The 18414-nt window shown below is 62.0% G+C and carries 12 protein-coding genes; 5 read left to right on the top strand and 7 right to left on the bottom strand.

What is annotated here, in order from left to right:
- Nucleotides 1–38 precede the first annotated feature (38 nt).
- Nucleotides 39–1289, top strand: coding sequence for a 2-aminoadipate transaminase (locus QSV36_RS16445; protein ID WP_289133311.1), 1251 nt, complete (start codon nucleotides 39–41; stop codon nucleotides 1287–1289).
- Between the two features lie 182 nt (nucleotides 1290–1471).
- On the opposite strand, the gene QSV36_RS16450 is transcribed toward QSV36_RS16445, so the two are convergent.
- From QSV36_RS16450 to QSV36_RS16470, 5 genes are all read right to left on the bottom strand, one after another.
- Nucleotides 1472–2329 carry an Ig-like domain-containing protein gene (locus QSV36_RS16450; protein ID WP_289133313.1) on the bottom strand — a complete coding sequence of 286 codons (858 nt, stop codon included), beginning with the start codon at nucleotides 2327–2329 and terminating at the stop codon, nucleotides 1472–1474.
- 62 nt (nucleotides 2330–2391) lie between these two features.
- A complete protein-coding gene (locus tag QSV36_RS16455) occupies nucleotides 2392–6282 on the bottom strand; it encodes an RCC1 domain-containing protein (protein ID WP_289133315.1) in 3891 nt (1296 codons plus the stop codon).
- Nucleotides 6283–6387: 105 nt separating this feature from the next.
- Nucleotides 6388–7689 (bottom strand): hypothetical protein, encoded by a 1302-nt coding sequence (locus QSV36_RS16460; protein WP_289133317.1) that lies wholly within the window; start codon nucleotides 7687–7689, stop codon nucleotides 6388–6390.
- Nucleotides 7690–7805: 116 nt separating this feature from the next.
- Nucleotides 7806–9113 (bottom strand): DUF2599 domain-containing protein, encoded by a 1308-nt coding sequence (locus QSV36_RS16465; RefSeq protein WP_289133318.1) that lies wholly within the window; start codon nucleotides 9111–9113, stop codon nucleotides 7806–7808.
- 140 nt (nucleotides 9114–9253) lie between these two features.
- Nucleotides 9254–9556, bottom strand: a complete 303-nt coding sequence (locus tag QSV36_RS16470) for a hypothetical protein (RefSeq protein ID WP_289133320.1) — start codon at nucleotides 9554–9556, stop codon at nucleotides 9254–9256.
- Nucleotides 9557–9761: 205 nt separating this feature from the next.
- Here QSV36_RS16470 and QSV36_RS16475 point away from each other — a divergent pair, with 205 nt between their 5' ends.
- Both QSV36_RS16475 and fusA read left to right on the top strand, forming a co-directional pair.
- Entirely contained in the window at nucleotides 9762–10187 is a 426-nt protein-coding gene (locus QSV36_RS16475; protein ID WP_289133321.1) for a hypothetical protein, read from the top strand.
- 73 nt (nucleotides 10188–10260) lie between these two features.
- Complete coding sequence (gene fusA, locus QSV36_RS16480) at nucleotides 10261–12372, top strand: elongation factor G (protein WP_289133324.1); 2112 nt, start codon at nucleotides 10261–10263, stop codon at nucleotides 12370–12372.
- Nucleotides 12373–12440: 68 nt separating this feature from the next.
- Here the strand turns inward: fusA and QSV36_RS16485 are convergent, their stop codons facing one another.
- Together QSV36_RS16485 and QSV36_RS16490 are read right to left on the bottom strand one after the other, a co-directional pair.
- Nucleotides 12441–13883 carry a SulP family inorganic anion transporter gene (locus tag QSV36_RS16485; protein WP_289133325.1) on the bottom strand — a complete coding sequence of 481 codons (1443 nt, stop codon included), beginning with the start codon at nucleotides 13881–13883 and terminating at the stop codon, nucleotides 12441–12443.
- A gap of 83 nt (nucleotides 13884–13966) precedes the next feature.
- Nucleotides 13967–15676, bottom strand: coding sequence for a S8/S53 family peptidase (locus QSV36_RS16490; protein WP_289133327.1), 1710 nt, complete (start codon nucleotides 15674–15676; stop codon nucleotides 13967–13969).
- Between the two features lie 145 nt (nucleotides 15677–15821).
- Between QSV36_RS16490 and QSV36_RS16495 the strand changes: the two genes are divergently transcribed.
- Both QSV36_RS16495 and aceA read left to right on the top strand, forming a co-directional pair.
- Nucleotides 15822–16556 (top strand): secretin N-terminal domain-containing protein, encoded by a 735-nt coding sequence (locus tag QSV36_RS16495; RefSeq protein WP_289133329.1) that lies wholly within the window; start codon nucleotides 15822–15824, stop codon nucleotides 16554–16556.
- Between the two features lie 490 nt (nucleotides 16557–17046).
- Complete coding sequence (gene aceA / locus QSV36_RS16500) at nucleotides 17047–18372, top strand: isocitrate lyase (RefSeq protein WP_170030726.1); 1326 nt, start codon at nucleotides 17047–17049, stop codon at nucleotides 18370–18372.
- The last annotated feature ends 42 nt before the right edge of the window (nucleotides 18373–18414 follow it).

The following is an 18414-nucleotide window of genomic DNA, read 5'->3' on the forward strand; positions in this document are numbered from 1 at the left end:
TTGGATAATAAGAAACCCGAACAAAGGTCCGCGTGCCCATGAATCAGGAAAGTATCAGCCAGTCCATTGCCATCGTTCATCCGATCACACTTTCCCATGGCCGTAATGCCGAAGTCTGGGACACCGACGGCAAACGCTACATCGACTTTGTCGGTGGTATCGGTGTACTCAACCTGGGCCATTGCAACCCGGCGGTGGTCGAGGCGATCCAGGCCCAGGCCAGCCGCCTCACCCACTCCGCCTTCAACGCCGCCCCACACGGCCCGTATCTGGCCTTGATGGAGCAACTGAGCCAGTTCGTGCCGGTCAGCTACCCGTTGGCAGGCACGCTTACCAACAGCGGCGCCGAAGCTGCGGAGAACGCCCTGAAAGTGGCCCGCGGTGCCACCGGCAAGCGCGCTATCATCGCCTTCGATGGCGCCTTCCACGGCCGCACCCTGGCCACCCTGAACCTCAACGGCAAGGTTGCCCCATACAAGCAACGGGTCGGTGAACTACCCGGGCCGGTCTACCACCTGCCCTACCCCAGCACCGACACCGGGGTTACCTGCGAACAGGCACTCAAGGCCATGGACCGCCTGTTCAGCGTCGAACTGGCGGTGGAGGACGTCGCCGCGTTCATCCTCGAACCAGTACAGGGCGAAGGTGGCTTCCTCGCCCTTGACCCGATTTTCGCCCAGGCGCTGCGCCGCTTCTGCGACCAACACGGTATCCTGATCATCATTGACGAGATCCAGTCGGGCTTCGGCCGCACCGGCCAGCGCTTCGCCTTCCCCCGTCTGGGCATCGAGCCGGACCTGCTGTTGTTGGCCAAGAGCATTGCCGGTGGCATGCCGCTAGGCGCCGTGGTCGGGCGCAAGGAATTGATGGCGGCGCTGCCCAAGGGCGGCCTGGGCGGCACCTATTCGGGCAACCCGATCGCCTGCGCGGCAGCCCTGGCCAGCCTGGCGCAGATGAGCGACGAAAACATCGCCACCTGGGGTGAGCGCCAGGAGCAGGCGATCGTTCGCCGTTTCGAGCGCTGGAAGGATTCGGGCCTGACGCCGTTCATCGGCCGCCTGACCGGCGTCGGCGCCATGCGCGGCGTCGAGCTGGTCAATGCCGACGGCAGCCCGGCACCCGCGCAACTGGCCAAGGTGATGGAAGCGGCACGGGCCAGGGGCCTGCTGCTGATGCCCAGCGGCAAGGCCCGGCACATCATTCGTCTGCTGGCGCCGCTGACCATCGAAGCCGAGGTGCTCGAGGAAGGCCTGGACATCCTCGAACAGTGCCTGGCGGAGCTGGGCTGAAGCTCAAGGCCCAGTGTTTGCGGTTTGACAAAGTCGCACTCGAAGGCAATCCAGCCGCCTTCGAGTTCGGCATGGCCGTAGACGATCGGGGCCATAGTAGGTCAGGCCGTTCTCCAGCGCCATGCAGATATGCGTGGCCGACCTCGGGACCGCGAGTGCACGTGAACGCGCGCCGGTCTGCCTCAGTTCATCCCGGCCGCCTGACGCAATACCCCGGCCTTGCTCGACTCACCGGTTATCACAGCAGTGTGCGGGTGAAAGGTCCAGGCGCTGTCGGCACCGATCCCCTCTCCCCAAATGGCCAGGTCCGGCAGCCACTGGCCGAGCTGCGCGCCGTAGGTGTTTTTGAACAAGGCGAAGTCCGACTGGCTTGGCAGACGCATGCCGAGCGACCGGCAGAGTTTCTCGGTATTACTCCACGTCGAACTGGCGGCAAGAATTTCCAGCCCGACCAGGCCAGTGATGATCAACGTGTACTGCTGCGTGCTACCTGCGGCGAGTGAAGCGGTGATGGTGGTACTACCGTTTCGCAAGACGCTGACATTACCGGCTCCGTCCACCGTAGCAACACTCGCATCGCTGCTCTTGTAGCCTGTCGCGCCGAGCAGGGGCCGGGCGAAACGCATCTGCGCCGGCAATTGCTGCGGCAGCTTGATCTTGCCGTTGTGATAGAACACCGGCAGCCGCAAGGCGGAAAGATCCACCACATGGCCGCCGGTAAAGCCATCGCTGATGTCGAACTCGAGGGCCGGGCTGGGGCCGTCGGTGCCTACCGTGTAGTAGACCTTGAGTTTGCCACTGCCCTTGACGAAAAACTGGCTGGCAAAACGCAGGGTGATGTTTTGGTCGTTATGGTTTACCGGCAGGCTCTTGCTGGCCAGCTGTGTGCCATCGGCCTTGGCCAGCACGACAGTCAACTCCTCGCCTGCATACATGGCGTCGAGTTGGATATCGACCGCTGCGCCTTGTACTGGCAGGCGGTCCGGGTCCAGCCAGCCGGCAATGGCGTGATGCGAAGTCGGCGTGTTGAGGTTGCTCATGGGGCGCTCCTGTCGAGGGCGGCGTTGCGACTGACCACCAGGCCCTGCTATCGAGTCTGAAATTAAGTGCGCTGGGCGCGCAGTTTTTGAACCAGGTCGACCTGGGCGGGCAGGCTATAGCCGCCGTACCGGCTATCTCCCCAGGTCAGCACGCGGCCATCCTGGGTCAATGCGGTGAAGGCAAGTGAGTTAGCGTAGATTGCCCTGACGTTGATCAATTGCCCGGCGAGGGCATTGGCGTTGCCGCCATGGCTGGCAGCGCCCCAGCATCTGACCGAGCCATCAGCGAACAATGCGGCGAACGCTGCGCCTGTAGCGCTGACTTGCACCACATCGGCGCGTTTGGCGATGTCGGCGGGCAGATTCCCGCCGTTCGACGCATGCCCCCACGCCACGATGTGCCCGTTACTGCGCCTGGCACAGAAGGCGCTAGCGGTAGCAGTTACCTCGATGACGTCGGTCAGCCGCGCGATCTCGGCAGGCACGCGTCCGCCGCTGGATGCATAACCGAACGCCAGTACCTGGCGCTGGCTGGTCAGCAAGCAGAAAGCTGTATTCGTGTGCGCCTCGATCGATTCGATGTCATCGCGTTGAGCGATGGCTGCAGGTACATTGCCGACATAGCGAAAGTCCCCCCAAACGAACACCTTCTTGCGCCCGTCGATAGTGATTCGCCGGCCAATGAAAGTGCCGCCGGTACCTTGCAGTTCCACTACATCGTCAAGTATCTGGTGGGCTGGCGGCATAACACCGCCATACATCGAATCTCCCCAGGCCACCACACCGCCATTACTGCGCAGGGCCGCGAATGCGTAGTGAGTGGCGACTATGTCATCAACGTCACGCAGGTCGAGAATATATTGCGGAATCCGCCCACCGTGCGCACGGTTGCCCCAGCCGGTCAGGCATCGATCGCCAGTGCTCGTGCCATACAGTGCGATGAAGGCATCGTAGTTGGAGCGAACCTTGAGAAAATTCCGCCGCACCACATCCTCGGGCCGCATGATCGAACCGTAGCCCGCCTGGCCCCAGCAAGTGATCGCACCATTCAAACGCCTGGCCGCCATGGCCAGGCCATTGACCGAGAGATCGACCACATCGTTGAGCGCAGGTGCCGCGGCGATGCTACCCCACGACCTAAGCCCGTAAGCGCCTGGCACCAAGGTATCGGTCAGGGCAGTGAAGCCCCTAGAGTTGCCCAGCACGTTGGCCACATTGAGCACGATGCTCTGCGCGCGGGTACGCACTTCGAGCAAACGCTCTGGCTGGGTATCGCGCCAGGTCTGCGCCGGTGTCCAGTTGGCGTCGCCACTGTAGCGCCATTCGGCGATGATCGGGCTGGAGGTCAATGCATGCACGGCCGTCAGGCGCTTCGGCGGTGTTATATCAGCCCTGCCATCAACGTTGTAGCGCGCCCCCATGACTCTCAATGGCGCAGCGCTGACCACCTGGTTGACCGAGTAGAACTGCTCCAGCGATTGCTCGATCCGGCCATCGACGAAGCGTTTGATCCTGTAGCTCAGCTTCAGCCCATGGTTCATGTGGGTCGTGATGATCCCAGACGCGACTGTGATATGCAGTGCCAACCCAGGCTCGCCTGCCTGCACGGTATGGGTAATAGTGTCCATATGCCCGGACAGCAGCCCCACCACATCGACCAGCACTTCATCGCCGATCTCCAGCCCGGCGGTCGCTGCAATCATCGCCGTAGCCTGGCCCTTGAGGTCGAACGGGTTGATATTGCCCTGTACTGCCTCGGCGATTACGGCGTTCGGCAAGGCGCCGCGCTGCACCCGGAACTTGATGAGGCCGGACCAATCTGAAGGGCGCTTGAGGGCGAAACGAATGATCTCGTATTGCACATCAACCTCACCGTTCTCGCTGGCCAGTACATAGCGCAGGTCGATCGGCAGAATGCGCGCCTGCCCCTCCTCGCCCCTGGCCACCGAATCGTGGACCTCGGTGATGCTATTGGGCTGATCACCATTCCAGTAGACCACCACCTTGTCACCGGCAGCCAGCCCAGCCGCAGCCGGAATCGTCACCGTCGCCGCGATACCGAGCATGGAAGGGTCGAGCACATCCTGCTGCACTTCGTTGACCACGGGCAGGGGCAAGCCAAGCTGCGGCTGTTTGCCCAGCACCAGGTCAAGGTCGAACGACACCTGGTCCGGTTGCCCAGGCTGCACGATGCGGTAGTAAACCGCCACGTCCAAGGTCTGGGTCAGGCCGGGATCGAGCTGCACGCGTGGAATTTGGAACTTGATGCTGGTGCCGCCCGAGGCGGGTACATTCTGGGTGTCCAGATAAACCCCGCCGGTTGAAGTACTCCATTCGATTTCAACGGTACTAGGCGAGGTGATCGTGTTCGGCAGCGGCACGACCAGGTCCACCCCGTGTGCGTATTCGGCCAGCGCGGGGTCGAGCACGCCGTTGGCGGGGTCTGGATCGAGCGTAGGCGCAACCAAGGTTTCCAAGGTGTCACCGACATCCAGCAAGGCCGGCTCGGACAGCAACTGTGCCTTGCCACGGGTGACCGAGTAGGAGATATCCAGCGTGCCACCATCGAGCGGCTGCAGCACCTTGCTGCCATCCAGACGAAACACAGCATCCTGTCCAGCCTGGGCGCTGCTGATACGCAGCGGCGCGGGCTTTTCGAGCAGCAGCGTGGTATCCGGACGTACGCCCCGCCATGTCAGGGTGACCAGATCATTGGCTTGCAGCTTGGCGGCGGCCGGGACCACCACGATGGTGGGGTCGAGGTCGGCGTCTACATACCCCTGGCTGATGCCATTGAGCTGCGGCGACGGCAGCTTGAGCGCGGCTCCGACGAAATTCACCCGGGTGCGCTTGGAATATTCGATCTTGGCACCTTGATAGCACTCGTAGCTGGCAATACCCCGGCCACCCCATAACGGCTGCAGGTATTGGGCCGGCAGGGCGAATACCAGGGTTCGGGTGCCACGTACCACCACCTGCGTGCCCAGGTCGACGACCGTGCTCACCCCCTGGGCATCCTCACCGGTCCACAGCGCATGAATCTGGTCACCGACCTTGAACCCTGCGGGCGGCGGATCGATTTCGACACTGAGCCCAGCCGAACCTGGCGAGCCCGGTTGCAGGCGCGTCACACTCTGGCCCGTCTGCGGGTCCACCACATGCGGCGCCACCAAGCCTTTGGCCAGGTCGTTGGGGATCAGCGTGTCGGGTGACCAGTCGTAGGACTCGTTGCCCACCTCGTCGACCACGTAGTAACTGATTTCCACATTGACGTCGCTGGAGCCGTCGACCACCGCATCGGGGATATCAGCGATGACATCCTTGCCGACCTGGCGGCTGGTCACCTCATGCTCAAGCATGTGCCCCGACCAGCTCAGCTGGATGCGATCATAGCGGCGCATCTTGGCATACGGCGGCACCGTCACCTGCACGTTCCTGCTGTTCAGGTCGATCCTGGCGTGGGATACCGTGACGGGTGCCAACTGATCTTGAAGGGTTGAATCTTCGCCAGGATAATTGAGCCGCACCAGCACATTGAGGCGCAAGGACTGCTCCTCGGCTGTCGCACCGGGCGCGGTGACACTGTAATAGAGTTCGGTAATGCCCGCCGGAATGTCATCGGCTGGTATGTTCAGCGTCAGCGGCTGGCCCTGCTGCCCGATGCGCACTTTGTGCGTCCAGACCTGATCGTCGTCCCAATAGACCTTGATCACATCGTCCACTTGCATGTTCGGGTACGCCGGTATGACCACCGGCAGGCCAGCACTGCCTTCATTGATGAGATCACCGCTGACACCCACTTCGGCGCCTTTGGTCTTGAGCGGGCGCACACCCTCGGGAATATATATATGACCCAGGCTCCCAGGCGGGATACTGTTGGGATCGAGTTTCAATAGGTAGGCAATGAAATCATCGATATCGTTCTGCAGTGCGTCAGCAGGGGTAGTTGGCATTTTATCCTCCGCTATTAATATTAACAGGCGCAGAAAGCTGATGATCGATAATCAGCCTTAACCTTTCAGCTTGCGCGTGAGCACGCGTTGTTGTATTTGTACTGTTCATTCGAAGTATTGATCTTCTGGGCGATACTCTACCAACCGACCATTGGCCGCATAAGTATCCAGTGCCAATACAGGCAGGTACCCGCCAGCGGTATCCTGATTGAATTCTCGCTGATAGCGTCTCGCATTTTCTCTGGCGGTTGCGGTGCTTCGATAATAAAATGCCTCCAGCGGCAAGTCCGCCGGTACATTGTCGGGCCAGACGTTCATCACCGCTTCGTTCCAATCTTTTGCGGAACGTAGTTTTCTGACTTCCGCCGCCAACTGAAACCCCGGCTGGTCTGTATCAAAGGCACAGCTGCCGCTCTGGCCGCCGTTATAGCGGCTGTTCCACTGTTGAGCCGTCGTGATACCCAAGCTTCGGCAGTTTCCCTGATGAGAGCACGGATTATTTCTGCCGGATGTGCCGCCATTTTGCGGATACATACAGCGCAACGTAATGGGCTGAGCTGCCGGAGCACCCGACGCTTTTAATATATAGCCCTGCGTATAAACTGGCGCTTGAACCACTTGGGTATCGGCCGCAAAGAAACTGAACGAAACAGCATTATAACGTTTAGAGTCAGGCGAATTGTTCCAAGCTCGAAAGTTCCCAACGCCGGTTCCACGCACCCACACGCCATTGCAGTTGTAACGGGCACTTCCATCCGGGCAGGCAGGCGCCGTATCCACATATCGGGCGTTGACTCGTGCTGCTACAGCGTAACCTTCGTATAACTGCTCAGATTGAGCGAAACCGAAGACAAGGGGATCATTCGGCTGGTAGCGCAGAAGCGGTAACCATTCGCCCGTGGCCCGATACCAGCTCAATTGGTGTCTCTGCCCCCGCCACAATGCGCCCGGAACGCCCAAGCGGTAATACAGTGCCTGCACGGCCACTTTGGCCGGAGTTTGGTCATCCCAATTGGCCACCTCGACGGTCTCGTGATGCGGCCGAATGCTCACGTCGTAAACCTTGTCCTGGGCCAACGCTTCGAAACGGTTCATGAGGATGAAGCCGGTCTTCTCCGTAACCGTCGCCGCCGGCAAATCACTGCGCAGGTAGACAAACATCTCACTGCCACGTTGGCTGGCCGCCGAATCATGCTCCCAGAACTTGTACGGATGGTTCTGCGCCATTGGCCTTACCAGCACGCCGCTACAGGCATAGTCGGGTTGATTGGCAGCGCATTTCTCGGGGGTATCAGCCAGACGCATGTTTAGCGCGTCAGCAATCTCGGGACCACTCATGGCCCAGATACCGGAGGTGAACAGGCATAGCAGGGCCATACCGCAAATTTGCAGCACTACGCGATTCATGGTCGACTCCTGAAAAGGCTATGGCACACGTTCTGCAACCAGCAGCGGTGCATTGGGCGAAGCACTGCACCGGCGGTGACAGGGTCCTTCAGCCTGGGGGATATCCCCCCGAGCCCCTAGAGATACGGTACAGCCGGCCAGACATTGCAGCCCTCGGCGAGTGCTTGCTGGTGCGTGGCATCTGGACGTATGGGTTCCATGTTGTAGGTCGGTTTGTCACGTATCGCGCGTCCCTTGTCGGTGCCAGCCAAATGGCAGACCAGTTGCCTGCGCATGCCAGCCCCATACCGATCCCCACTCCAACGCGGATCATCGCCATATTTTCTCAGCAACTCCGCATACATCGCTTCCGTCTCGTTCGCAGCGATGCGCCGGCCGTGCGCCGTTGGCGTGACCGCCAGGGTCCATACGTCTTTGCCCAAGTGCGGGTCGTCACGCTGAATCCAGCTCGCGCTTTGAATATAGGGCTGAGTAGAACTTGTCTGAATTGGCCGCGGCAGGTCTCGATGCTGCGCACCTGCCTCACAGGAGAAGTGTGCAGCGCTGTTGGCGGCCTGCGGAAAGTCGAACCTGACCACCGGCACCCATGACCCGGTGTGCTGATAATAATCAAACTGGTTTTTCATGGCTTGCTTGCGGCCGGCCGCAACATTGTAGAAAAAGGCAGCCACCGGAACTTTATCGTTATTCCAGGTCGCCACGCGCAACTCGGTTTGAGTCTCCAGCGCATCACGGGTATTGGCGATCGCCTGGCGGGCTGCGATAAAGTCCTTGAACGCCTCGGTACGTTGCGCACGGCCAAGGCTTTTTTTCAAGCTGAAACCACATTGTTTCTTATGACGGTCGCTTGTGGTGGATGCCTGCAGACCGTTGAAATGACGCGTCCACCCTACTGCATCGGTAATCCCGAGTGCCTGACAACTCTCTTCAGCTTCAGCAGTTTTATTATTATCCAAACAGCCACGATCTCCGCGAAAGTCGGTCCAGGCATCGATTGGAAACGCACAAACTACATTCAGCTTTTTATCAGGATCGTTCACAAACTGACGAGGCGTGAATATGATCCCGTTGTTCGCCGACAGGCCAGGATCTCGGTAAGCGATTTGATCGGCACGCATCCAGGATACTGAAACCCCACCCGAAGCTACCGATGCCGGGCTAGGGTTCCAAACATGATATTTGAGAGGGTCGGTCGGCGCGGGAACCTTTTCCGGATTTCCAACTTTTTCGTCCCAACGATGCGTGGCCCTCAACATCACCCCGCTGCAGTCAACAGCCGGATCTACGCCACAGTTGGATCGTGTATCGGAGTACCAACTATCAATCTGCTTGACGACATCTTCACATGTGACGGCGCCTGCAGCCCCAATAAATGTCGACAGTGGCATCACGGCACAGGCGATTCCCGCCTTTATCCTGTTCATCCTGGCATCCTCTTGCCGAAGTATTTCCCGACTTCGATGCTAAGGATGCCCAAGGGCAGCCACAACTAGCAGAAATGCTAGTTTTCCAACTTTCCGTCTATGGAAGTTGCAATGACGCTTTTATCGCCGTGCTGCAGCGCTTACAGCCCCAGCTCTTCGGGGCTGAGCATGTCGCACTCGAAGGCAATCCAGCCGCCTTCGAGTTCGGCGTGGCCGTTGACGATCGGGCCGTAGTAGGTCAGGCCGTTTTCCAGGGTCACGCAGATGTGCGTGGCGGACTTTTCCGGGGCTGCGAGCGTACCGACGAAATGCACCTTCTTCAGCGTTTCGGTGACGGCCTCCAGGCCAACGCGCATGCCCGAGTTCTCCGAGGCTTCGGCGTCGCCGCCACGGTCTTCGGCGCTGACGGTAATGGTGGCGATGTACAGGTACTGGATGCTCAAGCGGGGTTACCTCGGTGGGTGGGTAGGCGTATGGGCGCGTAGAGTACGGCAGGTGATCACGCTTGTCTCTACTGGCCGCATCGCCGGCAAGCCAGCTCCCCCAAAATGCTTGAGCGCTATGCGGTTGAGCTTGCACCAGGTGATCTGCCGGGCCTGATCTGTTAGGGTGCCCGCCGATGCACGCCACATACACGAGGATCCCCGAGTGAGCGCCGAAGAACCCCTGATCGCCGACCTGTTCGAAGTCGACAAACGCCTGTCCCTCAAGCCTGTGGTGGACTTCAACAGCTACCTGCGCAATGCCTTCGGCGAAGGCCCGTGCCGCTGCCACCGCTGCGCCGAAGGTGGCGAGCAGAGCAGCTACAGCCACCCCCACACCTTCACCTTCGACGGCCGCCCGTGGCACCGCCGCTTCGCCAGCACGGCGGCCAGCGACGTCGCCCAGGTGCTGAAAAAGGCCTGGCTGTCATACACCAAGGCTGACCTGAACCTGGTCGGCAACCTGGACCTGACCACGCTCAAGACCTTTACCGAAGCCGCCCTGCACAGCCGTCTGCTGGCCCTGCTGCCGGCCAGCGGCCTGGCGCGCGAAGAAGATGGCCGCTGGCTGCTGCTGGCCCAGGCTGACTGACAGCCCGGCGGCACGGCAGGATTCTGCCGGTCTGCTAACGTGGTGGAATCCGACCATTCGCAGGTAGTCCGCCATGGCCCGCACAACGCCCATCGAGCTGTACCGCAATATCGGCATCGTCGCCCACGTGGATGCTGGCAAGACCACCACCACCGAACGGATCCTGTTCTACACCGGGGTCAACCACAAGATGGGCGAGGTGCACGACGGCGCCGCGACCATGGACTGGATGGCCCAGGAACAGGAACGCGGCATCACCATCACTTCGGCGGCGACCACCGCGTTCTGGCAAGGCTCGACCAAGCAGTTCGCCCACAAGTACCGCTTCAACATCATCGACACCCCGGGACACGTCGACTTCACCATCGAGGTGGAGCGCTCGCTACGCGTACTGGATGGCGCGGTGGTGGTATTCAGCGGCGCCGACGGGGTCGAGCCACAGTCCGAGACGGTGTGGCGCCAGGCCAACAAGTACCACGTGCCGCGCCTGGCCTATATCAACAAGATGGACCGCCAGGGCGCCGACTTCCTGCGCGTGGTCAAGCAGATCGACCAGCGCCTGGGCCACCACCCGGTACCGATCCAGCTGGCCATCGGCAGCGAGGAAAACTTCCAGGGCCAGATCGACCTGGTGAAGATGAAGGCCATCTACTGGAACGACGCCGACCAGGGCACCAGCTATCGCGAAGAAGCCATCCCCGCCGAACTGCAGGCGCTGGCCGATGAATGGCGGGCGCACATGGTCGAGGCGGCAGCCGAGGCCGATGACGAGCTGCTCGGCAAGTTTCTCGAAGGCGAAGAACTGAGCACCGAAGAGATCAAGGCCGGCCTGCGCAAGCGCACCCTGAACAACGAAATCGTGCCGACCATCCTTGGCTCGTCGTTCAAGAACAAGGGCGTGCCGCTGATGCTCGACGCGGTCATCGACTATCTGCCCGCGCCGTCGGAAATCCCCGCTATCAAGGGCACCGACCCGGACGACGAAGAGAAACACCTGGAGCGCCACGCCGACGACAGCGAGCCATTCTCGGCGCTGGCCTTCAAGATCGCCACCGACCCGTTCGTCGGCACCCTGACCTTCGCCCGGGTCTATTCCGGCGTGCTCAGCTCCGGTAACGCGGTGCTCAATTCGGTCAAGGGAAAGAAGGAACGCATCGGCCGCATGGTGCAGATGCACGCCAACCAACGGGCGGAAATCAAGGACGTGTGCGCCGGCGATATCGCCGCACTGATCGGCATGAAGGACGTGACCACCGGCGATACCCTGTGCGACATGGACAAGCCGATCATCCTCGAGCGCATGGACTTCCCCGACCCGGTGATTTCCGTGGCCGTGGAACCAAAGACCAAGGCCGACCAGGAAAAAATGGGCATCGCCCTGGGCAAGCTGGCCCAGGAAGATCCGTCATTTCGCGTGCGCACTGACGAAGAGACCGGCCAGACCATCATCTCGGGCATGGGTGAGCTGCACCTGGACATCATCGTCGACCGCATGCGCCGCGAGTTCAACGTCGAGGCCAATATTGGCAAGCCGCAGGTGGCCTACCGCGAGAAGATCCGCAACACCTGCGAGATCGAGGGCCGTTTCGTCCGCCAGTCCGGTGGCCGTGGCCAGTACGGCCACTGCTGGATCCGCTTCGCCCCCGGCGATGAGGGCAAGGAAGGCCTGGAGTTCATCAACGAGATCGTCGGTGGCGTGGTACCGCGCGAGTACATCCCGGCGATCCAGAAGGGTATCGAAGAGCAGATGAAGAACGGCGTGCTCGCCGGCTACCCGCTGATCAACCTGAAGGCTGCGGTGTACGACGGCTCGTACCACGATGTCGACTCCAACGAAATGGCCTACAAGATCGCGGCCTCGATGGCCACCAAGCAGCTGTCGCAGAAAGGTGGTGCGGTGCTGCTGGAGCCGGTGATGAAAGTCGAGGTGGTAACGCCGGAGGAGTACCAGGGTGACATCCTCGGTGACCTCAGCCGGCGCCGCGGGATGATCCAGGACGGTGATGAAACGCCGGCCGGCAAGGTGATCCGTGCCGAAGTGCCGCTGGGCGAGATGTTCGGCTACGCCACCTCGATGCGCTCGATGACCCAGGGCCGGGCGAGCTTCTCGATGAAGTTCACCCGCTATGCCGAGGCGCCGACAAGCATTGCCGATGTCATCGTGAAGAAGAACCGCGGGGAATAAGTCCTTCCCTTGCACCGGCCTCTTCGCGGGCATGCCCGCGAAGAGGCCAGCACAGGCAACAGCCCTTCTCAGTGCTGCTCCCCCGCCCGCTTCAACAGCTTCTTGCAGCGCTCCGACAAATGCACCACGCGCATATGCTTGCCGGCCTTGGCATAGCGTTCGCGCAAGGTCTGCAGCGCCGCAACTGCCGAGTAATCGACAAAGCTCAGATGCTGGCAGTCCAGCGTGACCCGGGCCGGGTCGTTGGCGGTGTCGAACTGTTCGAGGAAGGCGGTGGTCGAGGCAAAGAACAGCGTGCCATGCAGCCGGTAGTGCTTGCCCCCTTCGCCGTCTTCATGGCTGTCGGCATACAGCTCCCGCGCATGCTGCCAGGCAAAGTTCAGCGCGGCGATGATGATGCCGAACAGCACCGCCACCGCCAGGTCGGTGAACACCGTGACCACGGTTACCGCAATGATCGCCAGCACATCGTTCAGCGGCACCTTGTGCAGCACCCGCAGCGACGCCCAGGCGAAGGTCTGCTGCGCCACCACGAACATCACCCCGACCAGTGCTGCCAGCGGAATGCGTTCTATCAGCGGGGCCAGGAACAGCACGAACAGCAACACCATGCCTCCGGCCACCACCCCCGACAGTCGCCCACGGCCATTGGAGCTGAGGTTGATCACGGTCTGGCCAATCATCGCGCAACCGCCCATGCCGCCGCACAGGCCGGACACCATGTTGGCCGCGCCAAGGGCCACGCATTCGCGGTCCGGGAAGCCACGGCTTTCGGTGATTTCATCGGTCAGGTTGAGGGTCAGCAGGGTTTCCAGCAGGCCGACCATGGCCATCAGCACCGCATAAGGTGCGACGATCTTCAGGGTTGCCAGGTTCCACGGCACGTCCGGCAGCGCCAGCTGCGGCAGGCCCCCGGCAATCTGTGCCATGTCGCCCAGGGTGCGGGTAGGCAGGCCAAGCAGGTACACCAGCAAGCCGACGCCAAGGATCGCCACCAGTGCCGGCGGCACCGCGCGGGTCAGCTTCGGCAACAGGTAGACCACCAGCATGGTCAGCGCCACCAGCCCGACCATCAGGTACAGCGGGGTACCACTGAGCCATTGCCCACCTTGCTTGAAGTGTTCCAGCTGGGCCAGGGCGATGACGATCGCCAGGCCGTTGACGAAACCGAGCATCACCGGGTACGGCACCAGGCGCACCAGCTTGCCCAGGCGCAGCAAGCCGAACAGGGCCATCACTGCACCACCCAACAGTACCGTCGCCAGCAGGTATTGCACACCGTGTTGCACCACCAGGGCGACGATCACCACCGCCATCGAGCCGGCCGCGCCGGAAATCATCCCCGGCCGGCCGCCGAACAGTGCCGTCAGGGTGCAGATGATGAACGCCCCGTACAGGCCCATCAGCGGGTTGAGGTGGGCCACCAGGGCGAACGCAATGCATTCGGGCACCAAGGCGAACGAAGTGGTCAGGCCGGCGAGCAGGTCGGCGCGAAGTCGGGCGGGTTTCATGGGGATCCTGTGGTGCAGTCCGGAGCGGACGGGGAAAAACGAGGGGCGCGATGTTACGGAATTTGTCTGCCAGCAGCCACCGTTCAGCGCACCCGGTCCCGGCTTTGTATGGCCAGGTCCAGCGCACGCTGCATGTCCAGGCGCGCCGAGCGCCCCAGGTCAGGGTGGTCCAGTCGCCCGCCGCGCTCCGACGGCAATATCGGCGCAGTCAGGTCTTCGGCATCCACGGCCTCGAAGTCCTGTTCGCTGCCCAGGGTCAGCGCGCTGCGCCGCAACAGCATGCGCACCTGCTGCGGGGTCAGGGCCGGGTTGATCGCCAGCATGGTCGCCACGGTGGCCGTGACCAACGGCGTGGCGTATGACGTGCCGCAGTGCGGCCGATCAGCGGCCACCGGACGGATGCAGGCGGCAGCACTGACATCCACGCGCATGTCGATGTTCGAGCTGTGGCGCTTGCGGACATGCCGAGGGTCTTCGACCGGCACCGCCTGGTCACTGCGCTGATGCCCGCCCACCACCAGCAGCTGCTCGGTGACGAACGAGGAAGGCAGCCGATATTCATCGGTGCCCGACCAGGACGCCCCATTGCCGGCCGAGTTCACCACCAGCACATCGGGATGCCTGGCCCGCAGCCAGAGGAAGAATTCTTCGAGCAACTCTTCATAGCCACTCATCGCCAGCCCCGAGCGCACCAGTGACTCGACCTCATCCCCCTGCAGGTTCTTCGCCCCGACCCGGTGGATGCCCCAGCTCCAGTTCAACACCCGCACGCCGTCTTCGACCAGGTTCACCGAGGCAGCGATATTGGCGGTGATCCCGGCATCCGAGTTGCGCCCGACAATCACCTCGAAACCGGGGCTGTGCCGGCCCAGCCCGGGCAGGAAGCCTTCGCCCCGGGCCGCCAGGATGCCGGCCACATGGCTCCCATGGCTGCCCGGGCGATCGCCGTCGGGGGCATACAGGCAGGTCTGCCCTTTGCCACAAGCGCCCCGGTAGGCACTGAAGGGCGGCGCATCGAAGTCCACGTCGCGCTCGATCACCCCTACGCGTACCGGTTGCACCGGCACCCCGGAAGCGGGAATGCGCCGCTGGTAGAAGTACAGCGCATCCAGGAAACGGTTGGCCGCCCATTCGTCTGCCTGGTCGATGGCCGATTGGCCGTCGCCATCACCCTCCTCGCCACGTTCCGGGGCGGACTCTTCAACGATCACCGCATCCACGCTGACCTCGGTGCCGAGGCGCAGGACCAGCGCATCGCGCTGCACCAGGTCGCGCACCGGCAAGCGCAACTGGTAGACATTGAGCGGCGGGATGGCACCGACCACCTGGGCACCGTACTTGCCGGCAATGCGCCGGGCTTCGGCGGCGCCATCGTACTTTTCTTCGATCAACAGGCTGACCAGGTCGAGGTAGGTGGTCAGGCCATCCATGTTCTTCGCCACTTCGCCAGGCCCGGCGGCGACCACGTGGCTGCGCTGCGTGCTCAGCCAGACGGCGTTGCTGGTACGTTCACCGTCTTGCAGCCACAGTGGCGCGCTGCGCTGGCCTGCCGTGGGCAGCGTCAGTCTGAGCGTGTTGCCTTGCCGCTCGATGGCGGCCTCGGCGAGCTGCGATCCGCCCAGCCGGACCGTCGGCACAGCGGCACCCAGGCCCTCGGCGCGCAAGCACCAGTGCTGTGCGCCTTCGCCCAATAGATCGCCGCAACGCTGCAGTTGTTTGATGCGCAGCGTGTCTGGCTGCGCCGACACGGCACTGCTGAAAATGGCCATCAGAACGATGACATGGCGCTTCATGCGATCAGCCCCCCGCCTTTCCTGTCATTGCGACTACCCGACATGCGCCAAGGTTCAGCGCCATGCAGAGCAACTTGTGACCTGGGCCCGGCACAAGCGCTACAAATTTGCCATCATGTTCATTCCACCCGCGGAGATCATCCCCATGCCGCTACGCCCCCTTTTCGCCTCGCTGCTGCTGGCCACCAGCCTTACCGTCCACGCCGCCACCGAGGTCGTGCCGCTGCAACACCGCAGCAGCGCCGAACTGCTGCCGGCAGCGCAGGCGTTCATCGGCAAGGACGGCAGCGTCACTGCCTTCGAGAACAAGCTGATCGTCAACGCCAGCGCCGAGCGCATCGACGACCTGCGCGCCCTGCTGCAACAACTGGACACTGCACCCAAGCGCCTGCTGATCAGCGTCGACAACAATGACAGCAACTTCCAGGACAACCGCGGCAACGCGCGCGTCATCCACTACGGCACCAGCAACCGCGATGGTGGCATGCAACAGGTTCAGGCCAGCGAAGGCCAGCCGGCGCTGATCCAGGTTGGCCAGAGCATCCCGGTTACCAGCACCAGCACCGACAGCTACGGGCGCTTCCAGAGCAACACCGAATACCGCAACGTGACCCAGGGTTTCTACGTTACCCCAAGCCTGAGTGGCGATACGGTTCGTCTGCAAATAAGCACCAATAATGACCGCATCAGCCAGGAACGTGCCGATGTAGTGAAAGTGCAAAGCACCGACACGACGGTCACCGGCAGGCTGGGTGAGTGGATCACCCTGGCGGGGTTCAACCAGCAGAGCCAAGCCGAGCGCAGTGCATCCAGCCACAGTTACAGCACCCAGCGCGGTGAAAACATGACGTTGCGGGTCAAAGTCGACCTTGTCGACTGATCCCAGGCAACTCAAGGCCTCGACCAAAGGCCTTGAAACTGACTACCGAGTCGCATTAGACCAAAGATGTAGTAAGCACAAAAAAGCACTACAAAACATTTGACAGGGTCTTTTTGCCAAGGGCATGATGGCCTCGCTCCCGCTAATCAGGGGCCCTGGCAAGGGCCTTCGAGACGCGCTCCTCCCACCCCTGGAGGCGTCTCGTGTCAATACGGCCCACAAGGCGGTTCGACGGGATTGCGACTGCAACGAAGAAGTTGTCCCGAGGGACGGAAGCGCATCACCGCAGTACTGGCAATCGCGTAGCACCGCAGCAAGGCAACCACGAGCCGACCTGCCGGAGTTCCTTGCGCCTGGCCTGCATCCCCTTCCCCTTCGAGCCTTCGCGTTCGCCGCCGCACTTCCTCGAACAGGACAGCCGCCAGCTTCCCTGATCGGCCCCGAGCATCAGCACAATTACCCCAAGATCGATGCGACGAGGTTTATTTCCATGGCACTGACACGCGAACAGCAAATTGCAGCCCTCGAGAAAGACTGGGCCGAGAACCCGCGCTGGAAAGGCGTGACCCGTACCTACACCGCCGCTGATGTCGTTCGCCTGCGTGGCTCCCTGCAGCCGGAGCACACCCTGGCCCGCCTGGGTGCAGAAAAACTGTGGAAGCTGGTCACCGAAGGTGCCCACCCGTCCTTCCGCCCAGAAAAAGATTTCGTCAACTGCATGGGCGCCCTGACCGGCGGCCAGGCAGTGCAGCAGGTCAAGGCTGGCATCCAGGCCATCTACCTGTCGGGCTGGCAGGTTGCCGCCGACAACAACTCGGCCGAGTCGATGTACCCTGACCAGTCGCTGTACCCGGTCGACTCGGTGCCGACCGTGGTCAAGCGCATCAACAACGCCTTCCGTCGCGCCGACCAGATCCAGTGGAAAGCCGGCAAGAACCCGGGCGACGACGGCTACATCGATTACTTCGCGCCGATCGTGGCGGACGCCGAAGCCGGTTTCGGCGGTGTGCTGAACGCCTACGAGCTGATGAAGAACATGATCGAAGCGGGCGCCGCAGGCGTGCACTTCGAAGACCAGCTGGCCTCGGTGAAGAAGTGCGGCCACATGGGTGGCAAGGTGCTGGTACCGACCCAGGAAGCCGTGCAGAAGCTGGTGGCCGCGCGTCTGGCCGCTGACGTGTCGGGCGTACCGACGATCATCCTGGCCCGTACCGACGCCAACGCCGCCGACCTGCTGACCAGCGACTGCGACCCGTACGACCAGCCATTCGTGGTGGGCGAGCGCACCCGCGAAGGCTTCTACAAGGTACGCGCTGGCCTCGACCAGGCCATCGCCCGCGGCCTGGCCTACGCCCCGTACGCCGACCTGATCTGGTGTGAAACCGCCAAGCCGGACCTGGACGAAGCCCGCCGCTTCGCCGAAGCGATCAAGAAGGAATACCCAGACCAGATCCTGTCGTACAACTGCTCGCCTTCCTTCAACTGGAAGAAGAACCTGGACGACGCGACCATCGCCAAGTTCCAGCGCGAGCTGTCGGCAATGGGCTACAAGCACCAGTTCATTACCCTGGCTGGCATTCACAACATGTGGCACGGCATGTTCAACCTGGCGCACGACTACGCCCGCAACGACATGACCGCCTACGTCAAGCTGCAGGAGCAGGAATTCGCCGATGCCAGCAAAGGCTACACCTTCGTGGCGCACCAGCAGGAAGTGGGCACCGGCTACTTCGACGACATGACCACCGTTATCCAGGGTGGTGCTTCGTCGGTGACTGCGCTGACCGGCTCGACCGAGGAGGAGCAGTTCCACTGATTGTGGGTTGCGGTTGAATAAAGGCCCGGGGCTTGCGAAAGC

This window comes from Pseudomonas sp. BCRC 81390 (assembly GCF_030341915.1).
In the GTDB taxonomy this organism is placed as follows: Bacteria; Pseudomonadota; Gammaproteobacteria; order Pseudomonadales; family Pseudomonadaceae; genus Aquipseudomonas.